This is a genomic window from Candidatus Poriferisocius sp. (assembly GCF_965208475.1).
Taxonomy (GTDB): Bacteria; Actinomycetota; Acidimicrobiia; order Acidimicrobiales; family Bin134; genus Poriferisocius.
This window is the reverse complement of the sequence record NZ_OZ242338.1, coordinates 3,682,660-3,697,025: the sequence shown is the minus strand read 5'-3', so window position 1 is coordinate 3,697,025 and position 14,366 is coordinate 3,682,660. Positions and strand designations below refer to the sequence as shown.

Here is a 14,366-nt window from a genome sequence, read left to right as displayed (position 1 = left end):
CTCCATCGGCGTGGCCGTCGACGAGGTCATCACCGACAACGGGCCGAACTTCCGGTCCACCAAGTTCGCCGACCAGCTCGCCGCCCGCGCCATCGCCCACACCTTCACCAAGCCCTACCGGCCCCAAACCAACGGCAAAGCCGAGCGGTTCAACCGCACCCTCGCAGACGAGTTCCTCTACAACTACAAGTTCAAATCAGAACCCGACCGCAGACGCCGACTCCAAACCTGGGTACACCATTACAATCTCCACCGCCACCACACCGCCATCGGCGGCACACCCTCATCACGAGTACACAACCTCTATGGGCACTACACCTAACCGATGGCCTTCTATCTATCTGCCACCCAGCTGTTTGCGGGAACCAGTGACAGGACCCCGTTTCTTGGTCCACTTGGTTTGTCCAACCTCAAGGGGTCACGCCAGCTCTACCAAACCCGGCGCGGTTCACCGTCGGGCCGCTCAGCACCAAGAGGTCGTGCCACAGGGTCACGCCAGCTCTACCAAACCCGGCGCGGTTCACCCCACCGGTGGATTCAGGGTTAGAGACTGCGCGGATAGGCGACACGGATCTCGGTGGATTCCGTTCGGACCGCGATGGGCCCCAGCAAAACCGCAGGTCAAGGAACTGAAGCCGTAGTCCGGAGTTCAGGTGTTTCCGCAGGTCAGCGCCTATCCGCGCGGCCCCTTAGTCTGAGATTGCTGCCTTTATCTGCACCGCGAGTTTGGGAATATCAGTGACAATGGTGTCCCAGATAATCGGGTAGACGACATCATCGTATTGATGCTCAATGAAATTGCGGGTGTCCTTTGCCTGGCGAATCGGCATCTCGAGATGGCGAGCGCAGAAGTCCTCCGACAGCTGACCCGCAGCCTCGCCGATGATTTCCAGTAGGCGCTCGGCCGCCCTCTGTGAAATGCGATTGCCGTCGAAGTCGCTCTTCCCAAGTCGGACTATGTCCTCGAGTTCCCGGGCAGCATCGAGGATGCTCTCCAGGTACTCAAGATCTGAGGCAGTCACAGGGAGATGGCATCTTTGAGGATGCGGTGGTGCTTCCGGGGTTTCAGGCCTTCAGAGGGGATGATGTCGACGTCGCAGCCAAGTAGCTCTTGCAACTCTGCGGCCAGGTTCGACAAATCGAAATAGGTAGTCCCAGGAGTGAAGTCGGCGAGGAAATCGCAGTCACTGGTCTCAGTATCGTCGCCGCGAGCTGTGGAGCCAACCAAGGCAATGGAAACGGCTTTATGGCGCTGCGCAGCGTCGAGGATGGCGCCTCGGTGGGTTCGCAGGATCGCCTCGCGGCGTGTCATATCAGGAATTGTACTTTTCGGGGGCGGCGGGCAGAGCCCCGGTTTGCAGGTAGTCGGGTGTGGCGTGGTGGCTGAGGTAGTCGATGGGCTCCGCGCAGCGGTTGAGGGTGGCGGCGTCGTCGGTAGGGATGGGTCTGCTTGGCGACCGATCCGAAGACCACGACGCGCACTATGTGCGGATCATGCTCAGCTATCGCCTCAGCGGCGCGGGCGGCATCTTCAAGAGCCGGCGCATTGTCGACAATCAGGGTCGCCATGGGATAGGGATACCAACAAGACCCGCGAACCATAGAATCAATTCAATTCTTTTCCATTTATTTCCTGCAATACGATCTGAGTATATTAGTCCAAGGAGTCCTCAACCTGTCGCAGACTGATCTGGCCGAGGCCATGGGAATCACGCAATCAGCCGTTTCCCAGTTTGAGCGCGGGGACGACATCATGATCTCCACCCTCGACAACTACGTGCAGGGACTCGGCGCCACACTGCGGATTGCCGCGGTTTTTGAATGCGAAGAGGGAGAAACCGTCATCCCAATCCAGATCGGTTCCAAGACGCGCTAAGCAGGAGCCACCACCTTCTCCTTGGAATAGAACTGGGGAATGAAGCGGTGGGCGCAGAGACCAGGCATGGCTGGGGCCGACTCGACCAGAATCAAATCAGGAGCATCGACGCGCTCCCGGCCTAGTCGGCGATGCCTCGCTCTGCCACCCATTGGTGGGGTTGGCCGGTTATCTCGGCGACGAGTTCGAAGTCTGCGTCGTAGTGCAAGATGACAAGGCCGTGGGCCTCGGCTGCGGCGGCGACTAGGGCGTCTACCAACGAGAGCGCACGGTGCCAACCGCGTTTGGCGAGTTGGCCCTGGATGCTGATGGCCCGAGCGTGGTCGGCGGCTGTGACCGGCACCTCCTCGAATGCGCCCAGCCGGCTCATGATCGCTTGGTGGTCACTTGCGTTCCGGGCGCTGAACCCGAGCTCGAAAACCACCGGGGCGCAAAGAGCGATTCTGGCCGCGGCGACAAGCGGACTGACCGCAGCGCCAACCAAGGGCTTCGACAGGCGGGAGAAAACACTGGTGTCGGCCAAATAGTCGGCTTGAACCACTACTCGTCGCCGCCCCAGGCCCGCTCGGCCGCATCGAAGTCGAACCTGCCCTCTTCGGCGAATAGCTCCAACACCTCGAGGCGGCGCCTGGCGTTGATGGTCTCCAGCAGAGAGGCATTGACAGTCTCTCGAAGGGTGGTCGTACCCAGAATCTCCGCGGCCTGGTTTGCGATATCTCTATTGATATCGATAGATGTCTTAGACATGATTAATAGGATATCATCGAACTGTCAACTCAGACATACGCGGCGCCAACGCGACGAAACTGGCAACTGCGGCATTGTTCACTCCATGATCGCATCAGGAATCGAACGAGATTTCGCTCGGACAGCGGCGTTCTTCGAGGTTCACATGAGGGGTTTCCTGAGGGGTGGTGGGCGCAGAGGCCAGGTATGCCTGCTCGCGCTCGATCGGGCCAGTTCGATCTCGCGGGCCGGGCCAGGGCCGGGCCAAGCGGACATCGCCGGTGAGCAGAGGGCAGTCCGGCGCCGAGACGTCAACGACGAGCCGAAAGCTGTCACTGTGCATCGTTACACTGGATGCAATCGGGGGATGAGAGGAGCACGATGTCGAACGCTCAGGTTGCATCAGCTCGTGATGTGGCTTTGGAAATAGAGCGACGCCTGCCGGGTGTCGGAGAAGTGAAGCTGCACAAACTTCTCTACTACGTGCAGGGGTACCACCTCGCATGGGAGCAGGAGCCTGCCTTTTCCGAGGACATCGAGGCATGGGAACTGGGTCCAGTGATCGCTCGGCTCTGGCGCAACCGCAAAAACCGATTCTTGGACAAGTTTGGGCGCTCATCTCGCTCTAGTGGAGCGTTGCCTGAAAGCGTCCGCGACATCACCGCCAACGTCATCAGCCGATTCGGCAAGATGAGCGGGACAGACCTCATCAAAGCCACCCACACTGAAGACCCTTGGTGCCAAGTCACAGACGAGGGTCAGAACATCGCCAACCAGGTGATCTCTCACCAATCGCTTGTCGACTACTTCAGTACCGAGCCCGACTGGGTGCGCCAGATGAGAGAGCATGTCGCAGTCGTCCGCGACGACACAGAATTCGTGCCTGATCCGCCGGGCACCCTCGACGCAGTCATCGCCAAACACTTCCCCGGATAGCCCCCAATGGCCTCCCGACCTTGGCAGACAAACGCGAGCGCGCACGTTGACGAGTTCATCAGGCGCAAAGCACTGAGCAGAATCGACGCGGACGCCATCTACAGCGCTGTTCGTAGGCTCGAAGTCGACCCCTTCGACGTCCCAGCAATCAAAGATCACGTCGGTGAGTGGCACTATCGCATTGGCCCCTCGGCGACTGAGCCCGACAGCATTCTGGCCGTGACCTACCGAATCGACCGGGATTTCCGCCATGTAGAAATCATCTCGTTCGAGCTCTACCCCGGCAGAGGGCTCTGAGCAGGAATCAATTATGCCGGTGGTGCGTCCGCCTTCTTGGCGCGGAAGTGGGGGATGACGTGGTGGCCGAATTGGCGGATGGTCTCGAGCATGACCTCTTGGGGGATGGTGCCCATCTGGATCATGCACATGATCTCGTCGCAGCCGATGGCCTCGAGCTCGCTCACATAGCGGATGGCGTCGGTGTAGTCGCCGTAGGCGTGCTCGACGTTGAACGTGCTGGTGGCGTTGGGGCTGAGCGGGATGTTCATCTCGCTGATCTTGGCGTGGACGTTGCCCACCGCCTCGTCGATGGCCGCCGCGGTGTCCTCGTCGGCTGAGCCGGCCCTCGGCGGAGGGGTGCCCAGGTTCCAGTGCATGATGGCCTCGGCGAAGAACCGCTGGCCCCGGGCCCCCACGCGGAAGGCCTCGTCACGGTCGTCGAGGATCGTGGTGGGGCACAGCGCCGAGAACCAGTCGTTGGGGTGGTCGCTCACGAACCGCTCGCCGGTGCGGGTGGCGATGGCCTCGTCGTAGGTCTCCTTCATCAACCGGATCTCGTCGGCCCCGGCGAACCCCAGCACCAGGGCCCCGATGCCCAGCTCGGCGGCCAGCCGCACGGTGTCCACCTTGGTGCAGGCCAGATACAGCGGCGGGTGGGGATCTTGCACCGGTCGGGGCAATATCGGGTGCGGCGAGATGTCGAGCAAGCCCTCCCACTCGAATTCGTCGTCCCGCCAGCAGTGGGAGATGATCCGCAGCGACTCCTCCACCTGGGCGTAGGTGTCCTCGGGCTTGACACCGAAGGCCGACATCTCTTGGAGGGTGGCTCCCCGGCCCGCCCCCACGTCGAGCCGCCCGCCCGACAGCACGTCGAGCATGGCGATTCGCTCGGCGGCCCGCAGCGGATGGTTGTAGCCGAACGGCATGCACACCACGCCGTGGCCGATGCGGATGCGCGACGTCCGAGCCGCCACCCAGGTCAAGAAGATCTCCGGGGCGCTCATGTGGGCGTACCACTTCAGGCAGTGGTGCTCCACCGCCCAGATCCGGTCGAAGCCCACCTCCTCGGCCAGCACCGCCTGCTCCACGCAGTCGCGGATGACCTGCTGCTCAGTCTCACGAGACGGGTCGGCCATCTGGGCTTCGAAGATCATGGAGAATTTCACGGCCATCATTGAACCATCCCCGGCCTTGTGGGCCCGAATGGAGGAAACCCCATGCGTTATGCCCTGCTTTCCGGTGGGGCCTTCCCAGAGCCCTCTGGCTACCATCAACGCGGCATGGATTTCGACGAGACCCCCCAGGAAGCGGCCTTTCGGGCCGAATGCGTGGAGTGGCTAGACGCCAACATGCCCCCCGACGGCGGCGGTCCCCGCGACCAGACGGCCATGAACATAACCGACCCGGAGGTTGAGAACGCCTACGTGGCCCGGTGCAAGGCGTGGCAGCGCACCAAGTACGACGGCGGCTGGGGATCCATCACCTGGCCGGTCGAGTACGGCGGCAAGGGTCTGAGCGGCATCCAAGAGGGCATCTTCAAAGAGGAGGAGGCCAAGCGGGTGTCGGCCACCGGAGTGTTCGCGGTAGGCATCGGCATGGCCGGCCCCACCATCATCGCCCACGGAACCGACGCCCAAAAAGATCGGTATCTGCACCCCATGTTGAGGGGCGAAGAGGTGTGGTGCCAGCTTTTCTCCGAGCCGGTAGCCGGCTCAGACCTCGGCGGGCTGAGAACCACTGCGGTGCGAGACGGCGACGAGTGGGTGGTGAACGGCCAAAAGGTGTGGACCTCGGGGGCCCAGTACAGCGACTGGGGCATCCTGTTGACCCGAACCGACCCCGACCAGCCCAAGCACCGGGGCATCACCTACTTCCTGGTGGACATGAACACCCCCGGCATCGAGGTGCGCCCCTTGGTGCAGATCACCGGCGCGGCCCACTTCAACGAGGTGTTCTTGTCGGATGTGCGCATCCCCCACGAGAACATCCTCGGCGGAGTCAACACCGGCTGGGGGCCGATCATGACCACCCTGGCCAACGAGAGGGCATTGATCGGCGGCGGAGGCGGACGGTTGGGCTTCAACAGCCTGATCAAGCTGGCCCGAGACACCGGCGCCGACCGCGACCCGGTCCTGCGCCAGGAGCTGGCCCGAGCCTTCAGCCGCATGGAGATCCTCAAGTATCAGGGGTACCGGGTCCGAACCGCGGCCAGCCGGGGGGAAATGCCCGGGCCGGAGAGCTCGACCATGAAGCTGGCCGTCTCGCTGCACTACGGGCAAACCGGCGACCTGGTGATGGCCATGAACGGCGCGGGCGCAATGCTCAGCGGCCAAAGCGCCCGGGACGATGGGCACTGGCAGTACGAGTTCTTGGGCCAGTGGGCGTCGAGGATCGGCGGCGGCACCGACAACATTCAGCGCAACACCATCGGCGAAAAGGTGCTGGGCCTGCCCCCCGACATCCGCGTCGACAAAGGCGTCCCCTTCAGGGACATTCCCAGCTAAAGCTCAGCTCGCGCCGTAAACCGGCGCCGGATCGGGCGAACCGGCAATAGAGGCGTGTACCGCGTCGCCCACCTCGGCAGCGGCAAACTTGCGGCCCACGTCCACAACGTGGCCGTGCTGCCAGCCGTCGCACACGTTGAGCGCCCCGCCGGCGATCTCGAACACCCGCCCGGTCACGTCGCAGGCGTCCGACCCCAGCCACACCACCAGCGGTGAGGCGTTGGCCGGATCTTTCTCGTCCCAACCCTCGGGCGCCTCTTCTTCGTACATGATCCCGGTTGTCATACGGGTGCGGGCATCGGGGGCGATGGCGTTCACCACCACCCCGTAGCGGCCCCACTCCGCCGCCTGCTGGATGGTCAGCGCAGCCACCCCGGCCTTGGCCGCGGCGTAGTTGCCCTGGCCGATCGACCCCAACAGCCCCGCCCCGGAGCTGGTGTTGATCAGCCGCCCCTGCACACTCTCGCCGGCCTTGGACCGGTCGCGCCAGTGGGCCACTGCATGGCGGGCCGGGGCGAAATGGCCCTTGAGGTGGACTCGCATGACGGCGTCCCACTCCGCCTCGCTCATGTTGGCCAGCATCCGGTCGCGCAGAAAGCCGGCGTTGCACACCAGCGTGTCGAGCCGGCCCCACTTCTGCACCGCCTGGGCAATCATGGCCTCGGCCTGGTCCCAATCGGCCGCATCGGCGGCGTTGGCCTCGGCCTCACCGCCCATGGCCCGAATCTCGGCCACCACCTCCTGGGCCGGCGCCGAGGCGCCACCCGAGCCGTCGCGCTCCACCCCCAAGTCGTTCACCAGCACCCTGGCCCCCTCCGCGGCGAACTCCAGGGCGTGGGCCCGGCCCAGTCCCCGGGCCGCACCGGTGATCACCACCACTCGGCCCTCCGCGATGGCGCCCACGATCAGAGCTCCGGGTTGAGCTCGGACGAAACCATCCACATGGCGTAGTACTGGGCGGCGCCGCCGTAGGCATGGCCGATGGAGATCTTGGCCCCCGGCACCTGGTACTCCCCGGCGGTGCCCCGAACCTGGTTGGCCGCCTCCAAACAGCGGATCATGCCCGACGCCCCGATGGGGTTGGACGACAAAACGCCGCCCGACATGTTCACCGGGAACGAGCCGCCCAACTCGGTGTCGCCCGCGTCGGTCATCTTCCACCCCTCGCCCTCTTCGGCGATGAGGTGCCCCTCCAACCACATGGGCTCGTACCACGAGAACGGCACGTAAAGCTCGGCGCAGTCGATCTGCTCCCGGGGGTTGGTGATGCCCGCCTTGCGATACAGGGCCTCAGAGCACTCCACCCCGGCTTGGGGGCGCACGGTGTCGCGTCCGGGAAACTGGCCGAACTCGGTGCGCTTGGCGTGGGAGATGACCCATGCCGGGGGTCGGCCCGACTTCTTGGCCACGTCGTCGTTGCCCAGCACCATGGCCGCCGCCCCATCCGATGAGGGGCACGACTCCAGGAAGTGGAGCGGATCCCACAGCATGGGCGATTCCCGCACCTTCTCGATGGAGATGTCGGGCAGGTGCAGGTGGGCGTACTCGTTTTTGAGGGCGTTCAGGCGGTCCTTCACCGCCACCATCCAGCCGATGTGCTCGGGGGCCTTAGACCGGGCGATGTAGTTGCGGATCCACGGGGCGAACGTGCCGCCCGCACCCTGGCCCCCGCTCTTGCCGCCCGACAGCGCCCAGGTGGCGTTGCCCTCCGACTGCTTCTCGTAGGCCACGGTCAAAACAGTGTCGTACATGCCCGACTCCACCAGGTTGACCGCGGAGATGGCAGTGGACGCCCCCACCGACCCGGCGGTGTGAACCCGGTGGATGGGCTTGCCCACCGCGCCCAGCGCGTCGGCCAGGCTCAAGAGCGGCATCATGACCCCCTCGAGGGCGTCGGGGGCCTTGCCGAGCACAATGGCGTCGATGTCGTCGAAGGTGGCGCCGGCGTCCTCCAAGGCCCGCAGCACGGCCTCGCGCACCAGACCGTCCAAGGTCAGGTCGTCGCGCCGGCGCTTGTACTTGGTCTGGCCGATGCCCAGCACTGCACATGGTCGGGGTGCCATCAGATCGTCCTCTCCGTGCTCTGACCCTGCGTTTTCCTCGAAAGCATCAGCTGTCTCCTTCCAGCACGCAAAGCAGGTTCTGTTGCAGGGCCGGGCCGCTGGATGCGTGGGCCGCGCCCCGGCGGCCGTCGCCGTTGCGGATGGCCCGGGCCAGCTCGATCACCCGGGTGAGGCCCACCGCCATGAACGGGCTGCCGGTGAGCGGCCCGCCCGACGGGTTGACCTTGGTCTCGCCGTTCAGCCCTAGGGCGTCTCGCAGGATGACCTCCTCGGGGCTATAGGTAACGGTGAGCTCGGCGATGTCCACCGGCCCGTCGTGGAGACCCACCCGCTCGGCGGCAACACGCACCGATGGAGAGTCGGTGAGATCCCGCAGCGTGGGGTGGTGGGATTCGATGCGGTGGTCGATGCCCCGGATCCATACCGGGTTGTCGCACAACTCTCGGGCCTTGTCGGCCCGGGCGATGATCATGGCCGCGGCCCCATCGCTGGTCGGCGGGCAGTCGTGGCGGCGCAGCGGTTGCTGCACGTACGGCTCGGCCAACAGCTCGTCCACCGACAGGTCGCCGCCGAGCTGGGCGTAGGGGTTGTTCTTGGCGTTGGCGTGGCTGCGAGCCACCACCTCGGCGAAGTCGCGCTCGGTGGCCTTGCCCGCGGCGATGAGGGCTTGGGCCTGGAATCCGGCCTGGGTCCGGGGGTCCAGCCCGAGGGGGGCGTGGACGTAGGGGTCGGTCTGGAGCGAGAACGCCTCCCGGTAGCTGCCCGGCGAGCACTTGCCCGAGCCCGACACCAGCACCGTGTCGATATCGCCCGACTGGAGCCGCACGAACCCCTCGAACAGGGCCCAGGCGCCGTCCATCTCCACGTGGCTCTCATAAACCGGCGGCCACGCCCCCACCGCGTCGATGTTCATGACGAAGGCGAACGGCATCCCCGACAGGTAGTCGCAGCTCCCGGCGATGGTGAAGTCGATGTCGTGGCGATCCATGCCCACCTGCTCGATCACCGAGTTCACGCACGGCATGATCATGGCCGGCTCGCTGTCGTTGAAGTGGGCGTGGGAAGGGGTCTGCTCGAAGGCGACGATGGCCACGTCTTCGGCGAGTTGCATCAGGGGCGCTCCTCTGTGTTGTCGGCGGCGTGGAAACGGGTTGGCTCGGCCCGGCTTACCATGAGTGCTCCTTGAGCTCGTCGGCGGGCACATCGGGCTCGCCGGTGGGCTCGAACCGGGCGTAAACCGTCTCGGGGATGTTGCCGTAGCGGTTGTCGATGTCTTCCACCGACCGGTCGTCGGGGTCGCGCCAAATGCAGCGCATCCTCATGCCCACCCGCATCTCGTCCACCGTCATGTCGCGGATGTCGATGCCGATCACCGGCTGGTCGGTTCCGTCGAACAGGATGGAGCACCGCACGTAGGGCTCGGTCTCGGTCTGACCGTAGTACTGCACCGGGTTCAGTTCGGTGAACGCCACCACAGTGCCCACATCGGACACCTCCACCTCGTCGGCCTCGCTCATCAGCACCCGGGACATGTTGTCGTAGCCCCGGCCGGGCACATACACCTTGCCGGTGACCGGGCTGCGCTGGCCGATGATCTTGCCGTCCAGCAGACCCTGGGCGAACCGGGCCCGGTGGGGGTAAAGCGGCTCGTTGATGCGCAGGCCGATGAGGTGCTCGGTGATGGTCACCGGCTCGTCGCCCGACTCGACTGCCTGCTCGTCGGCGGCGGCCTCGGGCACGAAGTACACGTCGGCGATGGCGCCGTGGCGCTCGGGGCGGAACTGGGCCCGCACCCTCATGCCGGTGCTCATGGCCCAGGTGTCGCCCCCGGTGTCCACGGCGTGTACGAGGGCGGTGTCGGCCCCATCGAGCTTGATGAACGCAAAGCCGAAGGGCCGGTCGAAGGGGTGCTTGGCCGAGGGCTCGGCCACCCACGTCCAGTTCACCACCTCCCCGCCCGGACCAACCTCCACGAGGTCGGGGGCCAGGGTGGCGAAGGTGTCCGGGTCGAACTCCATGGGCGGGCACAGCACCCGGTCGCCGCACCGCTGCCCGAGAATGCGCCCGTCGCGCAAGCCGGTCAGAAACGGGCCGATGACCGGCCCGGTGGTGCGGGTGTAGGGGTACTCGAGGGTGTAATCGACATCATGCAACTGGGGCACGGCGGCAAGTTCATCACACCCCCGATGTCTCTCCCAAAGCAAACCGGCTGTCCGTTCCCCCCTGCCGCCGAAGCAGGCGCTTCCAAAGCGGTGGAACGAATGAACTAAGGCGGACTAAGGTAATGCTATGGCTACCTTGCAAGTGAACATCCATGCCGCGAAGAGCCGCCTGTCAGAACTGCTCCGGGAGGTTGAGGCCGGTACCGACGTGATCGTCGCCCGGGCGGGCGAACCGGTGGCCAAGCTGATTCCGTGGCCCCCGCAGCCGCCTGAGCGGAAAATCGGGTTTATGGACGGCCAAATACACATCTACGAGGACGACATCGTCGGCTCCGATCCCGAGATCGTCGCCATGTTCGAGGAGTCTGCGGAGAGGGACCTCTACGAGCCATGAGGCTGCTGCTCGACAGCCACACCGTGCTCTGGGCAGCCGGTATTTCTTCTCGGCTTGGTGAGAGGTGCCAGGAGATCATCCAAGCCGCGGCCGGCGTGTACTACTCGGCGGCGACACTGTGGGAGTTGGGCATCAAACGCTCGAAAGGCAGACTTCACTACCCGGACCACATGGTCTCGGACCTCATCGCCAACGGATTCATCGAACTGCCGATCACCGCAGCCCACGCCGGGCGGGCTGCGGCACTGCCCCTGCATCACCAAGACCCGTTCGACCGGATGCTCGTGGCCCAAGCACAGGCCGAGTTGCTCATCCTGGTCACCACCGACCGCCAGCTCTCTGCCTACGATGTGGAGATCCTAGACCCCCGGCGGTAACGGCCGGCCAGAGCGCTATTCCAATCCGGTGAAGTAGTCCACCACGTCGGCGATGTACAGGTCGGGAGCCTCCAGGGAGGCGAAATGGCCGCCGCGGGGCATCTCGGTCCAGCGGACGATGTTGTACCAGTACTCCACCCAGGGTCGGGCCGGGCGGATGCCGTCGCCGGGGAACCGGGCATAGGCGGTGGGCACCTCCACCCGCCGGTCGGGCGCAGAAGAACCCCGGCCCCCGACGCGGGTCTCGTAGTAGAGCCGGTTGGCCGAGGCGATGGTGCCGGTCGCCCAGTAGACCATCACGTTGGTGAGCAGCTCGTCTTTGGTGAAGCTGGCCTCGATGTCGTTGTCGGGGCCGATGTCGCTCCACTCCAGGAACTTCTCGATGATCCAGGCGGCCAGCCCGGCCGGGGAGTCGTTCAGCCCCACCGACAGCGATTGCGGACGAGTGGCCTGCTGCTCGCGATAGCCCCGCTCCACCCGGTTGCGGGCCCCTCCCTCGGCCCTATCGGCCTTCTCCTCATCGGTGAGGTCGCGCACCGCTCCCGGCGGGGGCTCAGGAGCGATGGCCAAGTTCAGGTGGATGCCCGCCAGCCGGTCGGGAGCTTGCAGAGCCATCTGGGCGGTCACCATCGACCCCCAGTCCCCACCCTGGGCGCCGAATCTGTGGTAGCCCAAGCGGCTCATCAGCTCGAGGGAGGCCGCAGCCATGCGCCGGGGCGTCCAGCCCGATTCTGACGTGGGGCCGGAGAAGCCGTAGCCGGGCAGCGACGGGCACACCACGTGGAAGTGCTCCCGAAGCGGCTCGATCACCTTGGCGAATTCGGTGATCGACCCCGGCCAGCCGTGGTGGATGGCCAAGGCCATGGCATCGGGGTTGCGGCTGCGGGCATGGATGAAATGCAACCTCTGGTTGTCGATGGTGGTGGTGTACTGGGGGAACAGGTTGAGCTGGGCCTCAACGGCCCGCCAGTCGTAGTCGTGGCGCCAGTAGCGGCACAGCTCTTTGAGGTAGTCCAGGTCGGTGCCCTCGTCCCACCCGGCACCGGGCAGCGGGTCGAACCATCGGGTGGCGTCCAGGCGACGGTGCAGGTCGTCGAGCACCTCATCGGGTACCTCGATGGCAAACGCTTCAACGGCGGTCATCGCCGGCTAGCCGGTGCGGTCGTGGAGGGGGCCGGCGGGCAGACGGCCGTCGATGTCGGTGAAGCCGTAGGAATCGGCCATGTCGCGGGCCGAGACCGCTTGGCCGGTGTGGCGAGACCGGTCAGCGTCGATGGCCAGGGCAGTCACCGCCCGGCCGGTGAACCGGGGCGACTCGGCTGCCGACAGGTCCAGGCTCGGCGGCAGTTCAACCCCAGAGTCGATGGCCACGTCGATGCGCTCGGTGCGCACGAACCCGGGCCACACCGAAACCATCGACACCCCGGTGTCCCGGAGCTCGCGGGCGCAGTCCGCGGTCATGCGGTCGAGCGCGCACTTGCCCACCCCATAGGCCACATGCCAGGCGTATTCGACCGCCCCCGAGGAGCTGATGTTGGCGATCAGCCCGTCGCCTTGGCCGATCATCACCGGGGCGGCCAGCACCGAGGCCACATAGGCCGAGCGGGTGCCCACATCCATCATGTCGTCCCAGTTGGAGATGGGCACCTCCCAGAAGGGCAGCATGGCGGTCAGCTCGTCGGGAATGGCAAAGGCGTTGTTCACCAACACATCGAGGCGACCCTTATCTTCGGCGATCCGGTTGAATACCGTCCGAACCGCGTAATCGTCGCGGTGGTCGCAGGCCACCGCGGTGGCGGTGCCTCCCGCCGCGGCGATCGCTGAGGCGGTGGCCCCCACCGTGCCGGGCAGCGGGTGCTCGCCGGCACCGGTGGTGCGCCCGGTGACGTACACCGCGGCCCCCGCGGCGGCCAGCTCCAAGGCGCAGCCCTTGCCGATCCCCCGACTGGCCCCGGTGACCAGGGCCACCTTGCCGGCCAACGGTGATCCGTCGAAGATGCTCATTCTGTTTCCTCCGGTGGGTTGGCGTTTGGTGGGTTGGCTATGGCCATGGGGGGCGACGAGCACGATGTTGACCCCTCAGCCCGAAACGGCGAGTGGCAGAACACGAACCGGTCCACTCCGGCGGCGGCGAGCTCCTCGCAGCTCATCGACTCGGCCATGCGGATGCCCTCCTTCACCAGCATGATCTGGTGGCCGGCCGACACCCAGCCACCGGTGGCCTCGAAGTCGAGCACCCCCCACATCCAGCTGTCGGTGGACACCAGCGCCGGACGGTGGGAGGCCAGCCACTTGTTCTCCGCGATCCACGGGCCGGGCGAGGAGGCCTTGAATCGCTCCGGGTCTTCCCGGGTGAGGCTGATCCACCCCGTGCGCAGGCATAGGGCGTCGCCCGGCTCGGGTTGAGGCAGGCCCTGGCGCTCGATTGCCCCCTCGATCTGCGCCACGGTGATGCGATGGAGTCCGGTGAGCCGAGGCAATCCTGAACGGTTGGTCTCCACCTCGCCTGAGGTGTCGGCCACGTAGGCGGCCACGTCGATCATCAAGCCCCGGGTGAGCAGCGGTGGTCCCCACGAAGGCACGTCCATGGCGGTTACCCCATCGGTGCGGGCCAAATCGGTGCCCTTATGTCCGTTGTAGAAGGTGCCATCCACCGCCGCGTGGGTGAAACCGTTGATCTTGGAACTCATGTTGAAGGTGTACGCCACCCGCTCCTCGGAATAGCCCAGTTTGGACTGGCCCAAGCCGCTGGTGCCGCTCACGATCTTCCCCTCGAAGCCCTCGCCAGGGTCATAGCCGGCCACCACCAGCGTCTGGGCGAACTGCCGATCGCCAAAGGCCGGATATCCCGGCCAGATACCGTCGCCCATCGAATAGGTGCGGATGGGCTGGGTCAGGTCCAGCATCCCCAGAGCATCGGCCCGCTTCTGATCGGTGACCTCGTTGTAGGTGCCGAGCACATCATCGGGCCCATACCGACTGGGTGCCCATGCGCCGGCGGCCACCGCGGCGACGTCGAACTTCTCGTCGTCGAACTTCACCGGCGCAG

Annotated in this window: 20 protein-coding genes; 7 read left to right on the top strand and 13 right to left on the bottom strand. The window is 65.5% G+C overall.

The window, feature by feature from the left end; translation table 11 throughout:
* The first annotated feature begins 10 nt into the window (after positions 1–10).
* The gene (locus ACOGXA_RS17285; protein WP_419925088.1) at positions 11–322 is read left to right on the top strand and encodes an integrase core domain-containing protein; all 312 of its coding nucleotides are present in this window, start codon (positions 11–13) and stop codon (positions 320–322) included.
* A 367-nt stretch (positions 323–689) separates the two neighbouring features.
* Here ACOGXA_RS17285 and ACOGXA_RS17280 read toward each other — a convergent pair whose 3' ends face one another.
* Both ACOGXA_RS17280 and ACOGXA_RS17275 read right to left on the bottom strand, forming a co-directional pair.
* Positions 690–1,022 carry a DUF86 domain-containing protein gene (locus tag ACOGXA_RS17280; RefSeq protein WP_419925087.1) on the bottom strand — a complete coding sequence of 111 codons (333 nt, stop codon included), beginning with the start codon at positions 1,020–1,022 and terminating at the stop codon, positions 690–692.
* Complete coding sequence (locus ACOGXA_RS17275) at positions 1,019–1,312, bottom strand: nucleotidyltransferase family protein (protein ID WP_419925086.1); 294 nt, start codon at positions 1,310–1,312, stop codon at positions 1,019–1,021. The genes ACOGXA_RS17280 and ACOGXA_RS17275 overlap by 4 nt, the downstream gene beginning before the upstream one ends.
* Positions 1,313–1,600: 288 nt before the next feature.
* Here ACOGXA_RS17275 and ACOGXA_RS17270 point away from each other — a divergent pair, with 288 nt between their 5' ends.
* Positions 1,601–1,876 (top strand): helix-turn-helix domain-containing protein, encoded by a 276-nt coding sequence (locus ACOGXA_RS17270; protein WP_419927009.1) that lies wholly within the window; start codon positions 1,601–1,603, stop codon positions 1,874–1,876.
* A gap of 121 nt (positions 1,877–1,997) precedes the next feature.
* Here the strand turns inward: ACOGXA_RS17270 and ACOGXA_RS17265 are convergent, their stop codons facing one another.
* The 3 genes from ACOGXA_RS17265 to ACOGXA_RS17255 all read right to left on the bottom strand — a co-directional run bounded on the left by ACOGXA_RS17265 (position 1,998) and on the right by ACOGXA_RS17255 (position 2,945).
* On the bottom strand, positions 1,998–2,417 hold the full coding sequence (locus ACOGXA_RS17265; RefSeq protein WP_419925085.1) for a PIN domain nuclease: 420 nt from the start codon (positions 2,415–2,417) through the stop codon (positions 1,998–2,000).
* A complete protein-coding gene (locus tag ACOGXA_RS17260; RefSeq protein WP_419925084.1) occupies positions 2,417–2,623 on the bottom strand; it encodes a type II toxin-antitoxin system VapB family antitoxin in 207 nt (68 codons plus the stop codon). Before ACOGXA_RS17260 ends, ACOGXA_RS17265 begins: the two co-directional genes overlap by 1 nt.
* Before the next feature lie 94 nt (positions 2,624–2,717).
* On the bottom strand, positions 2,718–2,945 hold the full coding sequence (locus tag ACOGXA_RS17255; RefSeq protein WP_419925083.1) for a hypothetical protein: 228 nt from the start codon (positions 2,943–2,945) through the stop codon (positions 2,718–2,720).
* 113 nt (positions 2,946–3,058) lie between these two features.
* On the opposite strand from ACOGXA_RS17255, the gene ACOGXA_RS17250 reads away from it, so the two are divergent.
* Together ACOGXA_RS17250 and ACOGXA_RS17245 are read left to right on the top strand one after the other, a co-directional pair.
* Positions 3,059–3,538 (top strand): Panacea domain-containing protein, encoded by a 480-nt coding sequence (locus ACOGXA_RS17250; protein WP_419925082.1) that lies wholly within the window; start codon positions 3,059–3,061, stop codon positions 3,536–3,538.
* 6 nt (positions 3,539–3,544) lie between these two features.
* A complete protein-coding gene (locus tag ACOGXA_RS17245; RefSeq protein WP_419925081.1) occupies positions 3,545–3,835 on the top strand; it encodes a hypothetical protein in 291 nt (96 codons plus the stop codon).
* 11 nt (positions 3,836–3,846) lie between these two features.
* Here ACOGXA_RS17245 and ACOGXA_RS17240 read toward each other — a convergent pair whose 3' ends face one another.
* Complete coding sequence (locus ACOGXA_RS17240; protein ID WP_419927008.1) at positions 3,847–4,983, bottom strand: LLM class flavin-dependent oxidoreductase; 1,137 nt, start codon at positions 4,981–4,983, stop codon at positions 3,847–3,849.
* Between the two features lie 114 nt (positions 4,984–5,097).
* Between ACOGXA_RS17240 and ACOGXA_RS17235 the strand changes: the two genes are divergently transcribed.
* Complete coding sequence (locus ACOGXA_RS17235) at positions 5,098–6,321, top strand: acyl-CoA dehydrogenase family protein (protein ID WP_419925080.1); 1,224 nt, start codon at positions 5,098–5,100, stop codon at positions 6,319–6,321.
* A 3-nt stretch (positions 6,322–6,324) separates the two neighbouring features.
* On the opposite strand, the gene ACOGXA_RS17230 is transcribed toward ACOGXA_RS17235, so the two are convergent.
* From ACOGXA_RS17230 to ACOGXA_RS17215, 4 genes are read right to left on the bottom strand one after another with little or no spacing between them, the layout of a single operon-like run.
* The gene (locus tag ACOGXA_RS17230; RefSeq protein WP_419925079.1) at positions 6,325–7,224 is read right to left on the bottom strand and encodes an SDR family oxidoreductase; all 900 of its coding nucleotides are present in this window, start codon (positions 7,222–7,224) and stop codon (positions 6,325–6,327) included.
* 2 nt (positions 7,225–7,226) lie between these two features.
* Positions 7,227–8,384: a thiolase domain-containing protein gene (locus ACOGXA_RS17225; RefSeq protein WP_419925078.1), complete on the bottom strand. Its 1,158-nt coding sequence runs from the start codon at positions 8,382–8,384 to the stop codon at positions 7,227–7,229.
* 46 nt (positions 8,385–8,430) lie between these two features.
* Positions 8,431–9,495, bottom strand: a complete 1,065-nt coding sequence (locus ACOGXA_RS17220) for a lipid-transfer protein (RefSeq protein WP_419925077.1) — start codon at positions 9,493–9,495, stop codon at positions 8,431–8,433.
* A 55-nt stretch (positions 9,496–9,550) separates the two neighbouring features.
* Positions 9,551–10,546 carry a Zn-ribbon domain-containing OB-fold protein gene (locus tag ACOGXA_RS17215; RefSeq protein WP_419925076.1) on the bottom strand — a complete coding sequence of 332 codons (996 nt, stop codon included), beginning with the start codon at positions 10,544–10,546 and terminating at the stop codon, positions 9,551–9,553.
* 127 nt (positions 10,547–10,673) lie between these two features.
* On the opposite strand from ACOGXA_RS17215, the gene ACOGXA_RS17210 reads away from it, so the two are divergent.
* On the top strand, positions 10,674–10,940 hold the full coding sequence (locus ACOGXA_RS17210; RefSeq protein WP_419925075.1) for a type II toxin-antitoxin system Phd/YefM family antitoxin: 267 nt from the start codon (positions 10,674–10,676) through the stop codon (positions 10,938–10,940).
* On the top strand, positions 10,937–11,317 hold the full coding sequence (locus ACOGXA_RS17205; RefSeq protein WP_419925074.1) for a type II toxin-antitoxin system VapC family toxin: 381 nt from the start codon (positions 10,937–10,939) through the stop codon (positions 11,315–11,317). Before ACOGXA_RS17210 ends, ACOGXA_RS17205 begins: the two co-directional genes overlap by 4 nt.
* Positions 11,318–11,332: 15 nt before the next feature.
* Here the strand turns inward: ACOGXA_RS17205 and ACOGXA_RS17200 are convergent, their stop codons facing one another.
* The 3 genes from ACOGXA_RS17200 to ACOGXA_RS17190 are packed head-to-tail and all read right to left on the bottom strand — an operon-like array spanning position 11,333 to position 14,358.
* Entirely contained in the window at positions 11,333–12,460 is a 1,128-nt protein-coding gene (locus tag ACOGXA_RS17200) for an epoxide hydrolase family protein (protein WP_419925073.1), read from the bottom strand.
* Between the two features lie 6 nt (positions 12,461–12,466).
* The gene (locus ACOGXA_RS17195) at positions 12,467–13,321 is read right to left on the bottom strand and encodes an SDR family NAD(P)-dependent oxidoreductase (RefSeq protein WP_419925072.1); all 855 of its coding nucleotides are present in this window, start codon (positions 13,319–13,321) and stop codon (positions 12,467–12,469) included.
* Entirely contained in the window at positions 13,318–14,358 is a 1,041-nt protein-coding gene (locus ACOGXA_RS17190; protein ID WP_419925071.1) for a cyclase family protein, read from the bottom strand. The genes ACOGXA_RS17195 and ACOGXA_RS17190 overlap by 4 nt, the downstream gene beginning before the upstream one ends.
* Positions 14,359–14,366 lie beyond the last annotated feature (8 nt).